At 35.4% G+C, this 18,581-nt stretch carries 15 protein-coding genes (1 of these 15 cut by a window edge); 1 reads left to right on the top strand and 14 read right to left on the bottom strand.

The window, feature by feature from the left end:
• Positions 1 to 452 carry the 3' portion of an ISAs1 family transposase gene (locus tag acsn021_RS03580; protein WP_184096203.1) on the top strand. Its footprint begins 655 nt before the window's first position, so 452 of the gene's 1,107 nt are visible here — the last part of the coding sequence; its start codon lies off the left edge, out of view; the stop codon is at positions 450 to 452.
• Positions 453 to 777: 325 nt separating this feature from the next.
• Here acsn021_RS03580 and acsn021_RS03575 read toward each other — a convergent pair whose 3' ends face one another.
• From acsn021_RS03575 to acsn021_RS03510, 14 genes are all read right to left on the bottom strand, one after another.
• Positions 778 to 2,115: an ABC transporter permease gene (locus tag acsn021_RS03575; RefSeq protein WP_184095794.1), complete on the bottom strand. Its 1,338-nt coding sequence runs from the start codon at positions 2,113 to 2,115 to the stop codon at positions 778 to 780.
• Positions 2,105 to 2,386 carry a hypothetical protein gene (locus acsn021_RS03570; protein WP_184095796.1) on the bottom strand — a complete coding sequence of 94 codons (282 nt, stop codon included), beginning with the start codon at positions 2,384 to 2,386 and terminating at the stop codon, positions 2,105 to 2,107. The genes acsn021_RS03575 and acsn021_RS03570 overlap by 11 nt, the downstream gene beginning before the upstream one ends.
• 18 nt (positions 2,387 to 2,404) lie before the next feature.
• Complete coding sequence (locus acsn021_RS03565; protein ID WP_184095798.1) at positions 2,405 to 4,861, bottom strand: COG1361 S-layer family protein; 2,457 nt, start codon at positions 4,859 to 4,861, stop codon at positions 2,405 to 2,407.
• A 153-nt stretch (positions 4,862 to 5,014) separates the two neighbouring features.
• Positions 5,015 to 5,902 carry an ABC transporter ATP-binding protein gene (locus acsn021_RS03560; RefSeq protein WP_330601826.1) on the bottom strand — a complete coding sequence of 296 codons (888 nt, stop codon included), beginning with the start codon at positions 5,900 to 5,902 and terminating at the stop codon, positions 5,015 to 5,017.
• 117 nt (positions 5,903 to 6,019) lie between these two features.
• Positions 6,020 to 7,231 carry an AI-2E family transporter gene (locus acsn021_RS03555; RefSeq protein ID WP_184095799.1) on the bottom strand — a complete coding sequence of 404 codons (1,212 nt, stop codon included), beginning with the start codon at positions 7,229 to 7,231 and terminating at the stop codon, positions 6,020 to 6,022.
• A 300-nt stretch (positions 7,232 to 7,531) separates the two neighbouring features.
• Positions 7,532 to 10,183: a transglutaminase-like domain-containing protein gene (locus acsn021_RS03550; RefSeq protein WP_184095801.1), complete on the bottom strand. Its 2,652-nt coding sequence runs from the start codon at positions 10,181 to 10,183 to the stop codon at positions 7,532 to 7,534.
• A gap of 16 nt (positions 10,184 to 10,199) precedes the next feature.
• Positions 10,200 to 11,411 carry a DUF58 domain-containing protein gene (locus acsn021_RS03545; protein WP_184095804.1) on the bottom strand — a complete coding sequence of 404 codons (1,212 nt, stop codon included), beginning with the start codon at positions 11,409 to 11,411 and terminating at the stop codon, positions 10,200 to 10,202.
• Between the two features lie 51 nt (positions 11,412 to 11,462).
• Entirely contained in the window at positions 11,463 to 12,401 is a 939-nt protein-coding gene (locus acsn021_RS03540) for an AAA family ATPase (RefSeq protein WP_184095806.1), read from the bottom strand.
• A 257-nt stretch (positions 12,402 to 12,658) separates the two neighbouring features.
• Positions 12,659 to 13,189 carry a hypothetical protein gene (locus acsn021_RS03535; RefSeq protein ID WP_184095808.1) on the bottom strand — a complete coding sequence of 177 codons (531 nt, stop codon included), beginning with the start codon at positions 13,187 to 13,189 and terminating at the stop codon, positions 12,659 to 12,661.
• Between the two features lie 239 nt (positions 13,190 to 13,428).
• Complete coding sequence (ytvI, locus tag acsn021_RS03530) at positions 13,429 to 14,490, bottom strand: sporulation integral membrane protein YtvI (protein ID WP_184095810.1); 1,062 nt, start codon at positions 14,488 to 14,490, stop codon at positions 13,429 to 13,431.
• A 50-nt stretch (positions 14,491 to 14,540) separates the two neighbouring features.
• Positions 14,541 to 15,218 (bottom strand): potassium channel family protein, encoded by a 678-nt coding sequence (locus acsn021_RS03525; protein WP_184095812.1) that lies wholly within the window; start codon positions 15,216 to 15,218, stop codon positions 14,541 to 14,543.
• 128 nt (positions 15,219 to 15,346) lie between these two features.
• Entirely contained in the window at positions 15,347 to 16,639 is a 1,293-nt protein-coding gene (locus tag acsn021_RS03520) for a TrkH family potassium uptake protein (protein ID WP_184095814.1), read from the bottom strand.
• 17 nt (positions 16,640 to 16,656) lie between these two features.
• Positions 16,657 to 17,280, bottom strand: a complete 624-nt coding sequence (locus acsn021_RS03515; RefSeq protein ID WP_184095816.1) for a DUF47 domain-containing protein — start codon at positions 17,278 to 17,280, stop codon at positions 16,657 to 16,659.
• A gap of 62 nt (positions 17,281 to 17,342) precedes the next feature.
• The gene (locus acsn021_RS03510) at positions 17,343 to 18,395 is read right to left on the bottom strand and encodes an inorganic phosphate transporter (RefSeq protein ID WP_184095818.1); all 1,053 of its coding nucleotides are present in this window, start codon (positions 18,393 to 18,395) and stop codon (positions 17,343 to 17,345) included.
• Positions 18,396 to 18,581: the final 186 nt, after the last annotated feature.

The raw sequence follows: 18,581 nt of genomic DNA, 5'->3' as shown, positions 1-18,581 counted from the left end.
ATACAAAGACAATAGAGAAAGCGCGAGGCGGCATAGAGAAGCGCGAATACTGGCAGAGTGTAGATATTGCATGGCTAGAGCAGAAGAAGGACTGGGCAGGGCTGAAATCCATTGCAATGACACGCAATACTATAGTCAGAAACGAGGTAGAGATAACGGAAACCCGATATTTTATAAGTAGTCTACCACTAGAGGTCAGCGAAATTGCCCGAGCGATTCGGGGACATTGGATGGTGGAAAGTTTTCATTGGCATCTGGATGTAACCTTTCGAGAGGATGACAACCACACCCTTGAAAAGCAGGCAGCATTTAATTTAAATATCATGAGAAAACTGGCATTGAACGTATTAAGGATATATGAATTAAGGAAAACGCCCATGAGCCTGAAAATGAAACGCTTTGCAATTGGAACGAATCCTGAAAGACACTTGGAAAACATTCTGAATCTGTAATACTTAAAAAAGATACATTCAAGTGCTTGTTAATAGAACACATTCATGCGTTTGTCGTGAGGTTTTTTCTAAACTTTTCGACATTTATATTTACTATGACTTGTAACCTATATAAAGCTCTTTAAAATTAAAGAAAGAAGTACAGAAACATATTACACCTCTTTATATAACAAAATACATCTATAGAAAGTTACTATGCTGATGATAAAGATTCTACAATACCTACCATACAAATAGCTTTCCATAGATGTATTTATAAGACTATTCTACTTAAACTCTAAACCACCCAAAATATTAGATGTCTACGCCATCTTGAACGAGAAAATCAACCATCTGTTTTCATAGCTTCTATAGCACTAATCTTCGTTGCACGGTTGGCCGGATAATAACCGGACACTATACCAACTAACATTGCAAAACCTGCTGCTACAAGGGGCAGCCAAAGCGGTATTACAGAAAATTTGGCAGATTCCATGCTATACATACTACTTGAAGATAAAAGCGCCTTAAATAAAGGCTGACCAAATTTATTAATGGCCCACGAAGCTACATAGCTGAGGATAATACCTACTATTCCTCCCATAAGTCCAATCATTCCGGCTTCGAATAAAAACAATTTTTTAATATCATGAATAATACAACCAAGTACTTTCATTATACCAATTTCTTTTGTACGCTCATAAATTGACATTATCATTGTGTTCGCTATATTTATCGCTGATACTAGCATGGCAACTGCTCCAATTCCACCAAGTACCATTTGCATCATATTAGAAGTTTCCTGCATGGGTTCTAAAATCTTTGCAAGGCTTGAGGTCTGGAAGCCTAATTCTTTAATTGCATCCTGAACTTTTGTTACATTTTTAATATTATCTACAGTAATATTAATTCTCTCATAGCTTTCAATTGCATTTTTTGCTTTTTTACGATCTTCAGCTTTTAGAGTATTAAGATATTTTTTATAAATTGATTTGAAGTAGTTAATATCCATGTAACAGAAATAATCATACTCATAATTATTAACCTGTTCCATTACAGCATAATCTGTCACCTTTAAGGAAAAGGCTTTCTTTTTATCGTTGACGGCATAACGATAGGAATCAAATTGCAAGGTGATTTTATCTTTTGTGATGTCTACTTCCTTTGTTGTGTAATTCCTTGAGTTTGGATTATAAAAATTCTTCATAACATCACTACCGAATATAATGAAATGATTCGCTTCCGGAGTAGGATATGTACCCATGGTTAATTCAGGAAAATCAAATTCTGTAAGTGTAGAGCTATCCATAGCGTAAACCTGTGTATAGTTTTCATATTTCCCACTTTTTAACATCATACTTCCAGATAAAACTGGAGAAACTGCTTTTACATGTTCTAGTCCTTTTATCTGCTCCACCAATGCATCGTCCATTAACTGCTCTTTGGAACTTACATAATTACCTTCTGAATCCATAATGTTGGCATATTTTTCGACTGTAATAGTAGTAAGACTACCAAGCTCCATAACCTGGGATTTAAAATTCGTGTTCATACCTATACCGATAGATATCATAACAACAATGGATAAGGTACCGATAATAACACCAATAATAGTCAACGCTGTTCTGGCTTTTCTTCGACTCAAATTCCTTAGACCCATTTTTATTAAATCGCTAATCCTCATAAAGCTCAAATCCTTTTTTTATTTTTCTTTTTGCTAAAAGAATTCCAACTCCTATACTAACAGCTAACGTCACTACAGTTATACCTATTACAAAAGGCCAACTTGACAATAACGGGTCCTTTGCACCGGTTCCTGTGACATCCCCTGGAATTTCTCCAGTCATTTCTCCACCGTAAATGTCTGTTATGGCAGCTTCATGCTGAATTAAAGATTGATTCGTCTCAGATAAAAATACTTGTACATTTAAGTTCTGATCCATTAATATTCTCATACTATGCCTCCTCTCTGCCTATTCTGCTTCTTCCTGTTTTCTAAGCTTCCTTCTATATAATTGTAATACCATTTTTCTGGAAAGGGGTATTCCTATAATTAAAATAGCTATCTGAATTAATACAAACGCCAAGGTAGGTAGTATAGGTGATTTAACCGGATTAACATTTATACCTGGATCTGGAAAACCATTATCCGTGGGATCTGGAAGTGCCTCTCCTTGTACAACCGTTTCAAATTCCTTTGTGAAATTAACTTCTTCTCCATTACTGTCTTCAAACGTTATCACCAAGGTTCCTTTTGCCTGTCCCTCCACACTTGGTATAACTTCCATTTCAACATATTCCGGTGAACCTGCCTGTATGTTACCGATATACTGCATATCTCCTGTACTAACCGTAAAATCGCCTTCTACTGTTGCACGTACATTATTTAAAGGAGATTTACCCATATTATAGAAATCAAAGGTCAAAGGTGTAGGCTGATTAACAATTACTGCATCCCAAGAACCAACTCCAATATTCTCAATAGCAGGTCTTGTATTTTCTATTGCCTGTAAATTGATGGTTTCTTTTACTGTCTCACCGGTCTGTCCGGTAGTAGGATTCGCCTGAGCACCTTCATATTCATATTCCATGGTTATCTCGATTGGATATGACTTTGTAGTTGCATCCGATTTAACTCTTAACTCCATAGTGTTAGTTGCCGTCTCACCTGCTGGTATATTCGTTATGTAAAAGTTATTGCTGCCTTTTGTTACTGAGAATATATTTTCTGCCTGGGTTACTGTAACCTTTATATTTCTTGCATCAACACTGGTGTGAGTGTTCTTGATATCAAATTTAAATTTAAAGACATTGTTAGCTCTTAATTCACCTTCTGTATCAAAATCACTAATTATTAATTTGGGCTTACTTGCTCCAATCCCTGTATTCTGAATATTCTGTACATATAAAGTAGCCGTATTACCAGTTATTGTTTTGCCGCTTGCCTTATATTCATAAGTGATGTTTAATCCGTTGGTACCTTCTGCAATCGTTTCAATGGTGGTAACCGGTATTGTAATTCTTGTTTTTCTGTTTCCTTTTAACGCAGATACATAAACATATGGATCACTGTTAAGAGGCTTAAAGTTAGCCTCTCCACTCGCTAAACTTACTTTGATGTCTGTAATATCAACATTACTTTTATTCTCTAAATCAAAAGATACATCAATTCTGGCTCCGGAATTTGGGGAATCCGGACTCTGTGAAACATTACTAATTACTACGTTTGGTTTTCCTTCTGAATCTACTCCATCTCCTGCAACAACTTCAAGATAAGCTGTAGTTGTTGTGGTTAATACAACACCCGCTGCATCTTTATATGCAATGGTAATAGGTACTTCTTTTAATTCAGCCGTAGCTTCATTGGATACAATTAAAGGAATTTTGATATCCGCTTTACCGCCGGCTTTTACATCCGCAACTGTAATTGTCTTTGTCGTAAAGCCCGGAAGAAATCCCTTCACACCAAGATTTCCTACTGTTACTTCAATATTTTTTGCCACAGATTTACCGGAATTCTTTATGGTTGTTACTAAGTTAAAGCTGTCTCCTGCTTTTAACTCACTGGCGTTCTTCGTACTAACTACTTCAATTTTAGGTGAATCGGTATTGGATTCAATATTAACATAAATGAGGCTGGTATTACTTAAGGACTCACCATTCTCATTTTTAAAAGTCATTTTAACGCTTAAACTTTTTGAGCCAGCTTCTGCATTTTTTAATACTTCTACTGGTAAAGAAACATTATAGGTTCCGCCAGGTCCAAGTTTCGCTTCACTGGTTATCTTTTGATCCATTTTGGTATATTTAGGTGTTAATCCGGCTTCCTTATAACCTTCTACTGTAAAATAAGCATTTTGAGCAGTGATTTCACCTTCATTCTTAATAGTAAATTTTAAATCTACCTCCGTACCAACGACTGCATTGTCAAATTCAATGCTGCCAACGGTCAACTGCGCCGGTTCTTTTTCTTTATCAATTATAAAATTAAGACTTGGAAGGTCTAAGGACTTATTCTCAACAGCATCATCACTTTGGGTAGTATAAGCTACCTGTATTGATATTTTTTTAGTTCCTATCTTTGCTGATTCTTTTACCTTTAAATCAAATTCAATGTAGGTAGTAGCAAAATAGGAGATATCATATGGAGAAGCCGCGTCTGTTGAATAAGTAACATTATGTACTGTAAACGGCATATCATCTGCTTTTACTGTAATTCTTGGAGATTTTATGTAACCTGTGTCCGTTCTAACAGGTAATTTAACATGAACGGTCTCACCCGGTACACCTTTTATATCTTCTACCTTTCCAACAAATAACAACCCATTCGGATTATCTGACGCCTTGACTGTTATCAAGCTTCCCGAAAAATTACTAACTACTAACACTGCCATTAGCATTGCCACAAATATTTTCTTTGCAGTTTTCATTTTATTTTCCCTCTTCTTCCTATTAATTTCATCTCTATTTAGTACTGCTATCTTTTAATATAACGCATGTCTGTGCTAACACACATATAAATCTTTTTGACTCAATCCCAGTCGATTCGCCTATTCCCCTTAAGGGCATTAGTAATTGCATAATCAGACGTTGGTTACCGCAATTTCCCCTTCTGGCTGACTGGTGTTTTCTACAGTAACTCCAGCTATTTCTTCACTCTCTTCTTTAGGTTCCGGTAAGTTCTCTTCTTTCATATCCTCGTCCGATACCTCTGATTCCATACTGTGAACCTCTTCCCCCTTCTCTTCTTTGGTACTTCCATCCATCGGATGTTCATTAACTTCTATACTTTGAATTTTCCCGTCCAATATATGTATAATTCGGTCTGCAAAGTCAGCCAACCTGCGGTCATGTGTAACCATGACAATGGTCTGCTTGTTATCCTTTGCAATACTCTTTATTAGATTCATAACCTCCATGGTAGTCTTTGTATCCAAGTTACCAGTCGGTTCATCGGCAAACACTATTTCAGGCTTGGCAACAAATGCTCTGGCTATACCAACTCTTTGCTGCTGACCACCGCTCATTTCCTTGGGTTTATGTGTTAACCTGGAACCAAGTCCTACTTTTATCAACATGTCTCGTGCCATTTTTTTTCGCTTCTTTGACCTGATTCTTTTAAAAACCAAGGGAAATTCTACGTTCTCTAAAGCTGTCATAGACCCCATCAGATTGTAGGATTGGAATACAAAACCCAAATAACGTTGCCTAAAACGGGCTAAACTATTTTCACTCATTTTGTGTACTCGTTTGCCCTTTATTATAATCTGACCACTGGATAGTTTTTCTATACCAGCCATCAAGTTAAGCAATGTAGATTTACCAGAACCCGAGGTTCCCAGCAAACAACAAAATTCGCCTTTAAGTATATCAAAGCTTACGTCATCAACGGCGAATATCTTCTCGCTGCCCATCCGGTAAATTTTCTTTACATTCTTGACTTCGATTACTTTTTCAATCTGGCTTTCCACCGGAACACCTTCCTCCCATTATAATGACATACCTATTCTTATCATACTATTAATATCTTAAATAAAGACTACACTATTTCTTACGTTTTTCTGAATTTTCCTAATTATTGTAATTCTTTATAAGGATTTTTTATCTTTATCATCAGTTTCTGCATTATTTTGTTCTTTTATCTGTATTCTATGATCAATAAATCTAACGAATAAAAGTTTTATTAAGGCTCCTACAGGTACAGCTAATAACATACCCATTAAACCACCGATAGCACTGCCGAATATTAATGATATGATTACAATTACCGGATGAATCTCAATACTTTTACTTAAAAGTTTTGGTTGGATAACATTCCCATCAATGGCCTGAATTATGACTAAAGCAATCACTGCAATAATGAGTTCTTTATATTGTCCATTAATCAAACATACAATGGCAGTACTAAAATATGCTATAAATGGGCCACAATAAGGAATCAGGTTACCAATACCCGCAAATATTCCTATGATAATTGCAAACTTTACTCCTGCTATCATCAATGTTAGACTGATTAAAACCATCATTACAAAGGCATCCGCCATCTGTCCTCTTACATAGCCTGAAAATATATAGTCTGCATCAGCAAGGAAAGTAGAAAATTTATTGTTGAATCGATCATTAAATAAAGCCTTACCCACCTTTTTTAAATAAACTTTTATCATCCTTCCGTCTATCATGAAATATATAGATATAATAAGTGAAAACAAAAACGTAGTAATATAAGATGATAGGTTTCCGAAGGAAGATATGGTAGTGGTTCCTGTGTTTTTCAAATATTCTAGTATTGGTGTCGCAACACTTGTTATATAATTAGTTATCTCCTGTGACTGGATGTTCATATCCGCCAATTTATTTATAACTGAATTATAAAAATCATTAAAGGTTTTTATCAGAGAACTTGTTAAAACTGATAAATCATCAAAATTTGCAACCCGAATTTGATCCGTTACCGTATAAACTAACAGCGATATAATGCCCACTATAGCAAGAAAAAACAAAATTACTGTTGTAAAAACCGCCAAAGTTCGACCGGATTTTAGTTTCCAATTTTTGATTCTTATTTTCTCATACCGTACTTCAAAGAAATTATTCAGGGGTTCAAATAAATAGGCAAATACAAAACCCAAGACAATCGGTTTGCAAACCTTCATCAGCCAATTTACTCTTTCCATAATTACCATAAATATGACGGGCGCCGCTTTCGCAACTAATGATAAACAGTAAATAATGATTGCTGTTACGATTACATAAATCGATATTAACGTGTACTTCTTGTTTAACTTGTTATTTAATTTCATTCTTAATCACAGATATGACTTTAGGTAACTATACCAAAAAGGACATAGTTACCTAGAAATCATGATTTCCTTTCCATTATTGTTTGCTGATATCACATATTTTGCTGTAAAACAGGCACTTCGTATCTTCATTCCACACCATTTAGCACAGCTAAATGTATATCTTTTCTGAGCTTATTATAGCATAGGAACCTTATCCTGTGAACCATTTTCCATGGGTTAAAGGCCTGTAAGTTAATTCTTAATCTTTCCTTAACTTTCCTTTAATAAATAGCCCATAAATCATTAAAACTATTTATATTAAAGCACCTTAATATATCTTAAATATATTTTTACAACAGGGTTAGCCCTCATGTATATAGTATTTAGTACTTTTTTATAAAAATTTTCTGCCTCACTTGCTTCCTCTTCTGTTATCAGGTTATTGCTAAATTTGGCTTTCTTTACAATATTCATATAATGCATATATTCTTCTAACTTAATGTCCGGCAGACATGTTACCAGCTTCTTACCTGCCTGTTCCCCTTCTATCTCTTCTTCTACTTTTAGAAAGTCCAACACTTTTACAAATTCTTGATAAATGAGTAATGCTTTTACACTGGAATCTGCTTTATCTAGAAGCTTACTATGTTTTCGGGATAGAATTTTTTCCCGAATTAGTAATATAACAAGAGCAATAGCAGCTATACCTATAATATTAAGTAATATCTGAACAGAGCTTTTTATTTTATTGTCTTCTGCTAGATTTTCCTTCTTGCCTTCTTCCTTAGAGGTGTCTTCTTTCTTTTCATTATCTTCTGTTGGCTTTTGAGAAGGCGATGCTGAGGGTGAAGGTTTAGGGGTAACCGTTGGAATTGTTTCTTCCTCTAAAACGAGTGGTATGTTTGCAGCTCCGCTTCCTATATTAAACCCGGGTGTCATCTCTACAGGTATCCAGCCAAAACCCTCTAGATATATCTCTACCCAGGAGTGCGCATTGGCATCTGTTATCTTAATATTTTTTAAATCTGTCGTTATTTTCGTTCGTTCCCCTCTTATATAAGCCGTTATTTTTTCCTTTCCTATTACGCTTCCTTTAGCTATATCTTCTGTTTTGACAACATATCCTTCCACATATCTAGCCGGAACTCCAAACATTCTAAAAAGCATTGTTGCAGCTGACGCAAAGTGGGCACAGTACCCGGATTTATTCTCAAATAAAAAATACTCAATAAAGTCTTCTCCTTTGGGCAGCACTCCAGGTGATAAAGAGTAGACGGTTCCATTGTTCACCATCTGTCTTACCGTCTCAATAATCTGCACTAGTCTATTTTCTTCCGCATAGTCTTCACTGCCTGCTAAACTATATTCACTAAAGTACCTTTCTAATTCCTTTAATGAATTCTCCGGCAGTGAGGTATAAGTCTTACGTACATATTCGCTGTAAGCCTGCTCCATCTGATTGTATTCTTTTAGTTTAGCAATGGTCTGTTCTGTCTCTCCACTTAAAGCTTCCGCACTTCCATAATAAATATTACTGATTAATTCAGCTTCTCTTTTATCGAAATTATAGATATCTGTGTAACTACCGTAATACTGAAAGGTGTATTCATTTAACTTTTTACCGGAAGTAACGTATTCGGAATTTGCTATATCCATACTATCCGGAAATACTGACTGGTATGGTGCATATACATAACTTCGATTGGTATTAACACTTGTTATATCCATGGTTCCGTTATAGAAACTTAAATTATAAAAAGCTCTGGGTTCCAGCTTCTCCAACAAAGACATGTAATAACTACTCTGATTTCCTATGGAAAAATCTCTACCTTCCCATTGCTCTGCCAATGCTTCATACTCAGAAAGCTGAGCTTTCGTTAATCCCTCCCAGGCATCTCCGGTGTAAGTACTGCCTACAAAGCCTTTTAGATACATGGTTGCTCCCAAAGTAGCAGTTTGTATTCTTAAGGCTGTTTCATTATTGAATCTGACTTCGCCGATTCTTCCCAGTTTACCACCGCTTAAACCTCCTGAGGCAACATTACCGAATAGTTCTATCCCCTTAATGGTTGGTAGATCCAATTCGTTTATTGCCTCAGACAAGTTAAATTCCCACATTTCTTTTTGTAGTTTCTCTTTAATACTGGTCACATCTACTTTTTGCTCATAGGTTTTCTGTGTAAATATAACCGGAATCACCAACATCAAAAACATTACTACTGCCGCAATAAAACCACCGGTTTTCAGACTTATAAGATACCTTATATGTTTTTCACGATTCGTATCTTGGGTTTCTAAGCTCATACTCTTATTAGATTTTTTTCTATTTTCTTTTATTGTCAAACGCATCCCAGCTATACTTATTATACAGACTAGATACGCTCCTAGGGGACCTGCATCAGGTATTGCACCAACCACAAAAGAAATGGCTACCAACGGCAGACTGGTAATAATAAAAAGAGCTTTCGTTCCCTTTCCCAGTATTACCCCAGTTATTATTATAGCAAGCAGTACCGTTATAAATAGCATAAATATAGTGACTGCTTCTTCTTTGGCGTAGGTATTATCTACAAGATATTTTAGCAAATTCAAATCATAATAACGATTTAATCCGTCAATTACATAATTTTCAATATGCCAGAATCCGTTTTGAAACTTCTCCCAATTTAGATTTAATGCAAACAAATAAATTAAAAAGGTTATCCATATGGTGTATTTCATTGCTCTTTTGTATCTATATATAATATTAAAGTATAGCACTGACAAAATGAGTCCTGGTATTAACCAGATTGTAACTGATATATTAAACCCGGAGAGAAAACTATAGACACAGCCATAAATACCTAATAAGCTCAACAGAAGTTGAAGAAGGATTAGTATTGGGGATATTGACACTTTACCTTGCTTTTGAATCAGAGTTTTTTCTAATATGTTCAACCCGTTTTCCTGATATTTTTGATTTCCAAACATATGCAATCCTCCTTTCTTATCGTTTACTAATTTTGCCCAGAGACCCTTTCAAGTCATCTAATAAGATTTCATAGAGTATTACATCATTCATTGTAAAACTTTCATGCAACTCCTTACTCACTACTGTTTCATCAACTTTTATATAAAATACATACAACAATGTACCATACCATTCTCTTGACGCCTGTGCTATCATCTCTTCTGTTACGTGGGTAGTTATATAAATCACATGGGTGGCTTTATCCTTTGACAGTAACTGTTTCTTGTTAAAGGCATTAGAATAGGAATGGGTTACTGCATCTTCTTGTAACAGGACATCAAGAACCCCATAGTAGTCCTCTCTTTCTGTTATTTTTTGTTCTATGCAGCTTCCATTCTCTTTACACCAATAAATAGAGTGAGGGTGCCCATAGTCCAAGCAGGCATTGGATACACTTAAAACAGTCTCTAGCAGCCCATCATAGTAATACAGCCTTTTCCGCTCCCCTTCTACCAAATAAAAATCAAGTAAAATAAAAATAGAGTCTTTTATGGGCTCACTGAATTCCTTTATCATCAATGTGTTCTGTTTATAAGATAACTTCCAGTGTATTCGACTTGCTTTGTCTCCTTCTCGGTATTCTCTAATTCCAAACACTTCTGATGGGTCATTCCCAGACCTATGTTTTGAAAAATTATCTGTATCAAAATCACTCTCTATATTATATTTATCCTCGATAAAATCCTCTTTTATAGCATGGATTGGTGGTATGACCGCCAAAGATTTACATACATTCACTTTTTTAGAAATTCGAAACATTTGAAAATAATCATATACTTTTATCCTTTTAATCTGAAATTGTATCGTTCCACAATGAGTTGAGGACAGATTAATATCAATCCTTCTGCTACTTCTTAAATCCAAAGCTAATGTAACTGCTTCTTTTTTCACCAAATCTGATAATTCATTTTTATAAGTCAATTCAATCGTAAGCTTAGTAACGGGGAATAGGGTCTGATTATTAACAAGTACAGCTACTGAAAAGGGATCGCCCTTTCTGGCAGAAGTGTCCAGAAGTTCAAGATCTGTTTTAAGAAAATATAACGTCGTTGCGGTAATTCCCATCAAGAAAAACGGTAAGAGAATTACCGCTATAAAAACAACACTCATAAAATATACATTATATAATATAGAAAGAATTCCCGCAAATAACAAAAAGAAAAGGTATACTATTTTATTCCTAAGCATCTGTCTCCTATCTTTAACGCCTTACCATAAATATCTGTCGTAATGTACCTATTAAGCTAGTTTTGGAGCTTGTACCTGTTGTAATATGGAATCAACTACGCGCTGAATCGTCATGTCGTTAATTCTGGCTTTTGAACTCATTATCAATCGATGGGCTATTACATCCCGAAATACATATTTAACATCCTCCGGAATCATATAATCTCTGCCATGCATAAAAGCATTTGCTTTTGCCATATTCATTAAAGCTATCGTTCCTCGTGGACTTACACCAAGTTCTATAAAGTTGTGTTTTCTGGTTTGCAAAACAAGTTTCACCATATATTCATAGATACTGTCATGAATATATGTTTGCTCTGCTAAGGACTGCATCTTAGTAATATCTGTTTTATCTACTACCTTCTGAAGAATTTCAAGGGGTTTTTGCTTCTCCCTGCCCTTAAGCATACTCATTTCGCTTAATATGTCCGGATACCCCATAGAAATTTTTATCATAAAGCGGTCCAACTGGGACTCCGGTAATATCTGGGTACCAATAGACCCTATCGGATTTTGAGTGGCTATAACTGTAAAGGGCTTTGGAACCTCTCTGGTAAATCCATCAATAGTTACATTCCCCTCCTCCATTACCTCAAGAAGTGCTGACTGTGTTTTTGAGGATGTCCGGTTAATTTCATCCGCCAGAAATAAATTGCACATAACCGGACCGGGCCTAAATTCATTCATCCCACCGTCTTTGCCCAGCACATGAAATCCTAATACATCTGTAGGCAAAACATCCGGTGTAAATTGAAGTCTGTTGTAATCCAATGTCATGGTTTTGGAAAATGCCAGCGCAAGTGTGGTTTTACCAACACCCGGTATATCTTCTATTAGTATGTGACCTTTGGCAAGTATTGCAGTCAAGACCTTTTGTACTGCCTGATTCTTACCGATAATCGCTTTATTAATTTCTATCATAATCTGCTTTGCATTATCAAAGTATGTCATACCATTACCCTTCTAATCTTCTTTTTGTACAATCAAATATGTGTCTTCATTACTATAGCGTAATTTACAATTATTTTCAAGTTAAAATGTGTGTAGGTAGGTCTTATTTGTTACAATATGTTAACCTATTAACATATTTTCAACGTATCGATTCATCGGCTTCTATGCTTTACTAGACACTATTCTGTTCCGCTTTTTTAAATTGATAAAGAAAAAAAGCCCCAGAAGTTTCCTTCTGGAGCATAGACATCTTTAAATTATTTAGCAGCCTTTGCAGCTTCAATAATTGACTGAATATATCCTGATGTATCAACTAAAGTTGCACCGGATACTGCATCAAGAATTTCTTCGGAAGTCTTTCCGTTAATTGCTGCTTCTAACTCAGTAATTGTTTTACCTTCTGCAAAAGACTCAATTGCTTCAAAGTTATTAACGATAGTTACAGTTGCGCCTGCTTTTTCTGACATCATTGCACTGTAATAAGCATCGTTCACTCTTTTAGATGCAAGCTGTTGCGCTGCATCTGCAAAGTTAGCACCGAAATCGGAATCACTGTTAGGAACACCTGTAGTTCCTTCTTTAGGAAGTACCTGGAATTCGTCAATATAGGCAACAGCAATTTTATCTCCCTGTAAAACAACTGAAGTTACTGCGAATGATTTAGTTCCGTGGGCTGCGTATTCTACCTGACCGAATTTTAAATCAGATGAACCTGAACTTGTTTTAGAACAAGCAGATAATGAGAATACAAGTACTAATACTAATGCAAGACTTAAAACTTTTTTCATTTTTTTGCTCCTCCCTTAGTGTACAAATCCATGTTAGGAGTATGTACTGTAAGTGTTAATTTATCAAACATGTTAATTATATAACAATGTTACATATACTGTCAAGCACAAGAAATTGTTGTATTTGATAAAAAATATCAATTAAGACATTTTGTCCAAATTATTGATACAAGTAAGTGTCATACTTGCATATTTTTCCACCTTATGTTTCAAGCCGTCTTTACTAATAATACTACTATTTACTTAAATAAGTGAATGGAACCTTCATCATTTAATTTTTTAACTATTGTTGCAGTTACCGGAAATAGAAATATACCTACAACTCCAAGAAGTTTCGCACCTACAAAAATGCAAATTAAAGTTACTACCGGATGGAGTCCTATCTGCTGCCCTACAACTCTTGGTTCAAGTGTCTGCCTTACAACGGTTATAATTATATAAAGTATTAATATTCCAATACCCATACTGTTATTACCAAATATAAAGGCAATCATACACCATGGAAGCAGTACCGCACCAGTACCCAGAATTGGCAGTATATCTACAATGGCAACAATTAGTCCTATTAATAGAGCATTGGGTATCCTAAGAATAATAAATCCCAGCGAAAGTTCAAAGAAAGTAATGAATATCAGTACAGTATACGCCCTGATAAATTTGCCAAGAGTTCCGATAACATTATCTTTTACCAGCAAAATCATGTTACGTTTTTCTTTTGCAAACTGCCTTAATACAAAGTTTACGATTCTATGATAGTCAATTGTAAAGAAAAAGGTGGATACAATCGTAAAAATCAAATTGATGAGCATGGTGGGTACCTGCCCTGCGAAACCAGTAATTACACCCAGTACCGCCTGAGACACTTTTGTTAAAAACTCCAGAATTGACTGATTTATACTTGTAAATATTTCTTCCAAATATACTTCTAATTCCGGGAAACGATTTAATAAATCATTTGTCATTCCATCGAAAGCCGGCTCTAGAGATTCTTTATAAAAAGTAGGTATTTGCGGAAACAAAGTCTGCAAGTAACTGAACACTCTGGCACCTGCCAATACAGCCAAAAACACAAGAACACCATAAAAAATGAGAAGTATCAATATAGAAACAATAGGGCGCTTAATATGAAGCTTTGCAGATATCACATCAATAATTGGACGTAAAAATGCCGCAACAATTAAACCAATGACAAAGGGCATTAAAAGTGGCATAACATATTTTAAACTGATAAATACAAGCCCTAATATTAATGCGATGTAAACAAATCGTATCAGAAATGCTTTTTGTTTTTCTATATTCATCCTAACTCCCATCTATGTGCTCTAGTGCTATCAGCACTTACACTGCATTATTATCTTAATCCGGTTAGAAACTCTTCGAATTTCTTAATGTTTATCCTTTTTCCGACTACTACTAATTTATCGTCCACCATCAATACCTTATCCGGTGTTATATCTGTGGTAGTAACCCCTTCCTGTTCCAAGGCAATAATATTAATATTATATTTTTTACGTAAGTTAGCCTGCAATACGGTCTGTCCTGCAATTTTATGAGTAAGTTTTAATTCAGCAATCGCTATATCTCCGGTTAATTCAATCGAATCGAGAATACTTGTAGATACAAGACGGTTTGCTAGGCGAATAGCCATATCACTTTCCGGATAAACTACTTCTGCACCAATTTTTTCAAGTACTCTGCCCTGTTCATAGCTGATAGCCTTGGCTATCACTCTTGGCACTCCCATACTGATTACATTAAGTGTCGTCAATATACTTACATCAATTTTTTCACCAATACATACGATTACAGTCCCACAATTTTGAATACCTGCATCTTCTAAAGTCTCTTTATCTAACGCTCCTACCACAAATGCATTATCTGTCAAATGCCTGATTTGCTTAACCTTATTTTCATTATTGTCTAAAACCAAAACTTCTTTACCTGCATCTGCCAGGGTCTCTGCCAGTGCAAAGCCAAAGCGTCCAAGGCCGATAATACCGAATTCTATGGTTGATTTATGTTGTAACATCCTAATCCTCCTTAAAAAGCAGAGATATTCTCCTCTTTTACATTCATACTCATACATATTGCATGAAACACACAATACTTCCCAAATGAGAACATGAAATGATTTTATATTCTTCCTTTAAGTTATAATTAACCAATTGTAATTGTTTCTTCTGAGTAAGATACACTGGACATAGGCTTAAATGACCAGATGGTGGCAATCGTAAGTGGACCAAGTCTACCGATAAACATCGTAAGTATTAAGATTATCTTACTTGCTTCTGAAAGCTCAGGTGTTATACCTGTAGACAGACCAACTGTACCAAAGGCTGAAACCACCTCGAACAATATTTGCATGAAGGTATAGTCCGGTTCAATACTACTCAGAAGGAGTGTATCAACACATACTACTACCCCTGCTAACAAGGTAATGACAAACGCTTTCATTACAACATCATTCGGTATTTTTCGTTTAAATGCTGAACAATGCTTATTTGTAGCAATGCTGTAAGCACTTTGAAAAAGTGTAAATGTTGTTGTTGTCTTGATACCACCGCCGGTAGATCCCGGAGAAGCTCCTATAAACATTAACATAATTATAACAAATAATGTGGCATTGGTAAATGTGCCCATTGCATGTGTTGTAAAACCGGCAGTTCTGGCTGATGTACTAAAGAAAAAAGCTCCAAGCCAACTTATATCTTCCGTATATTTTATAAGTATAGTACCAATACTCAACAAGCCAATCGTCATTGTAATAACTATTTTTGTATGCAGAGAAAACTTTTTAAAACTGCGCTTTTGTATGATTTCTTTGATTACGAAAAAACCCAATCCTCCAAAAATAATTAAACCGCAAGTTGTTAAATTAAGTAATACATTATTCGCATACGGAATTAAGTTTTGAAAGTTTCCAAGTATATCAAAACCTGCATTATTAAAAGAAGAAACTGCATGAAATACGCTTATTCCTAAAGCTTTTAAAGGCGGATAATCTTTTGAAAACACAATAAAACTTAATACAGTGCCAATCCCCTCAAAGCATAAGGTCATAATTAAAATTGACTTTACCAGCTTAATAATTCCTTTTAAAGAATTAAGGTTTAGTGCTTCCTTTATTAGTAGACGGTCTTTAAAACTAACCTTTTTTCTTGTTAATAGGAAGAAACCCACACCTACGGAGGCGAACCCAAGTCCACCTACCTGTATCAGAAGTGCCATTACGGTTCTTCCAAATATATTAAATGAATCCCCGATGTCAATAACAGCTAATCCAGTAACACAGACTGCACTGGTAGCACTAAATAATGCATCCAAAAAGGAAACATTGACATTGTTGTTGGCAGATATAGGAATCGTCAATAAGACAGCTCCCATTAATATCACAACTGCAAAACCAAGAACAATAAAACGCCCGGGACTCATTTTTTTGAATATAGACATTACACTCACCAATCCTTTTATGAGTTTTTCATTACGATACTTTCTATAGTATTTGCTACGTCTTCACAAGCATCAAAGCATTTTTCCAGGCGACGGAATATTTCTGTCCACACCATCAGTTCCACGGGTTCGCCAGAGGTCTTATATAAGTTACGCACTCCATTGACATAAAGTGCATCTCCTTCTTCTTCCAAGCGATTTATTTCTACAATTTCTGAATGAAGTTTTTTTGATTTTTTAAAATTTTGGAATTCTACAAGTGCGGAATCCATGGATTTACAGCAATCTACTATCAGCTCTGTGAACTTAAGGATTTCCGGACGTATGTGTTTCACATTGAAGATATCAATACATATTAATACATCTTCTATTGCATCTGTTACATCGTCTATTTTTTGAGATAGAACATTTATATCTTCTCTCTCAATGGGTGGTAAAAATTCTTTCATTAGACATTCTAACATCTCATGCTTTGCAATATCCGCAGAATGTTCAATATTGTGCATCTCGCGAATTTTTTCGTTTATCTTTCTTATATCAAACTCATGTAACGTTTTATTTAAAATTTCTGCTGAATTAAGTGAAAATTTTGATAAATTTATAAATGCTTCAAAGTAATTATATTCTTTTCTACTTTTCATATAAGCTCCAATCTGTGCACCTGTACACGTTAAAATTTAATATAAATTGTGTTTCTCTCAAATTAAAAAAGCTTCATAAAAATATATGCCATTAAATATCCTACGACACCACACCCAGGAAAGGTAAGTATCCAAGCTGCTACCATTTCTTTTACAATTCCCCAGTTTACAGAAGAAAGTCTTTTTGATGCACCCACTCCCATGATTGCTGTGGTTTTTGTATGTGTGGTACTTACCGGTACACCAAACACGGAGGATATTAGCAGACTGATTGCAGCTGCCGTATCTGCTGCAAACCCTTGATATGTATCAAGTTTAACCATTCCCATTCCAACCGTCTTTATAATACGATAACCTCCTATAGAGGTGCCTAGAGCCATAACTACAGAACATAATACCATCAACCATATGGGGATTCTAAAATTTGTTACATCACTTTGACCATTTGCAAGGAAGATTCCAAGCATGAAAACACCCATAAATTTTTGTCCATCTTGTGCCCCATGCATAAACGCCATTGCAGCCCCGCCAAATATCTGTGCCTTTTGAAAAAACGGTCTGGATTTGCGTCTGTCAATATTTATACAAAATGACTCAATTAGGCGGACTGCTACGAAACCTATTCCAAATCCCATTCCTGTGGAAATAACGAGACCGTAGATAACTTTAATCCATTCTTGTCCGTTAATACCGGAAAAACCTTTTTGCAGTGCTATTGCTGCACCCGACAGACCCGCAATCAATGCATGGCTTTCGCTGGTAGGAATTCCGAATGCCCATGCAGCCGTTGCCCATATTACAATAGCAAAGAGCGCTGCACATAATGCTACCAAAGAATTTCTGGAATCACCACCAAAATCTACCATATTATAAATAGTCTGCGCAACGGTGGCATTGACATATGTCATAACCAGTACTCCAAGAAAATTAAATATGGCTGCCATAATAATTGCTTTTTTCGGGTCCATTGAGCGTGTAGAAACGCAGGTCGCAATTGCATTTGGTGCATCTGTCCAACCATTAACTAAGATTACACCCAGCGTTAGAATCACCGTTATCAATAATGCAGGATTGCTTGTTGCCTGCTGCAAAAAATCGCCTAAAGAAATTGTCATAATTTCCTCCCAACTATTCTCTAAATGCTTAATCATATTATTACACAATGAATCTTAACATGAAATTTACATGAATACAATGTTATCTAAATTTCTTAACATTTTCTTAACTCGATAAAAATTCATGGATTAGTCATATACGCCCTAGGCTTTCTTTACCTAATGTATTATAATATATAATTGAGC

Origin of the sequence: Anaerocolumna cellulosilytica, assembly GCF_014218335.1 — a bacterium.
GTDB classification, from domain to species: Bacteria; Bacillota; Clostridia; order Lachnospirales; family Lachnospiraceae; genus Anaerocolumna; species Anaerocolumna cellulosilytica.
Note: the sequence above shows the minus strand (reverse complement) of the source record. Positions and strands in the feature narration are given on the sequence as shown.

Excerpts from the sequence above, each read along its gene's own strand:
- acsn021_RS03525 (WP_184095812.1), bottom strand. The coding sequence starts at position 15,218 with ATGTTACAACATAAATCAACCATAGAATTCGGTATTATCGGCCTTGGA.
- acsn021_RS03540 (WP_184095806.1), bottom strand. The coding sequence starts at position 12,401 with ATGACATACTTTGATAATGCAAAGCAGATTATGATAGAAATTAATAAA.
- acsn021_RS03535 (WP_184095808.1), bottom strand. The coding sequence starts at position 13,189 with ATGAAAAAAGTTTTAAGTCTTGCATTAGTATTAGTACTTGTATTCTCA.
- acsn021_RS03565 (WP_184095798.1), bottom strand. The coding sequence starts at position 4,861 with ATGAAAACTGCAAAGAAAATATTTGTGGCAATGCTAATGGCAGTGTTA.
- acsn021_RS03520 (WP_184095814.1), bottom strand. The coding sequence starts at position 16,639 with ATGTCTATATTCAAAAAAATGAGTCCCGGGCGTTTTATTGTTCTTGGT.
- acsn021_RS03555 (WP_184095799.1), bottom strand. The coding sequence starts at position 7,231 with ATGAAATTAAATAACAAGTTAAACAAGAAGTACACGTTAATATCGATT.
- acsn021_RS03510 (WP_184095818.1), bottom strand. The coding sequence starts at position 18,395 with ATGACAATTTCTTTAGGCGATTTTTTGCAGCAGGCAACAAGCAATCCT.
- acsn021_RS03515 (WP_184095816.1), bottom strand. The coding sequence starts at position 17,280 with ATGAAAAGTAGAAAAGAATATAATTACTTTGAAGCATTTATAAATTTA.
- acsn021_RS03550 (WP_184095801.1), bottom strand. The coding sequence starts at position 10,183 with ATGTTTGGAAATCAAAAATATCAGGAAAACGGGTTGAACATATTAGAA.
- ytvI (WP_184095810.1), bottom strand. The coding sequence starts at position 14,490 with ATGAATATAGAAAAACAAAAAGCATTTCTGATACGATTTGTTTACATC.
- acsn021_RS03570 (WP_184095796.1), bottom strand. The coding sequence starts at position 2,386 with ATGAGAATATTAATGGATCAGAACTTAAATGTACAAGTATTTTTATCT.
- acsn021_RS03545 (WP_184095804.1), bottom strand. The coding sequence starts at position 11,411 with ATGCTTAGGAATAAAATAGTATACCTTTTCTTTTTGTTATTTGCGGGA.
- acsn021_RS03575 (WP_184095794.1), bottom strand. The coding sequence starts at position 2,115 with ATGAGGATTAGCGATTTAATAAAAATGGGTCTAAGGAATTTGAGTCGA.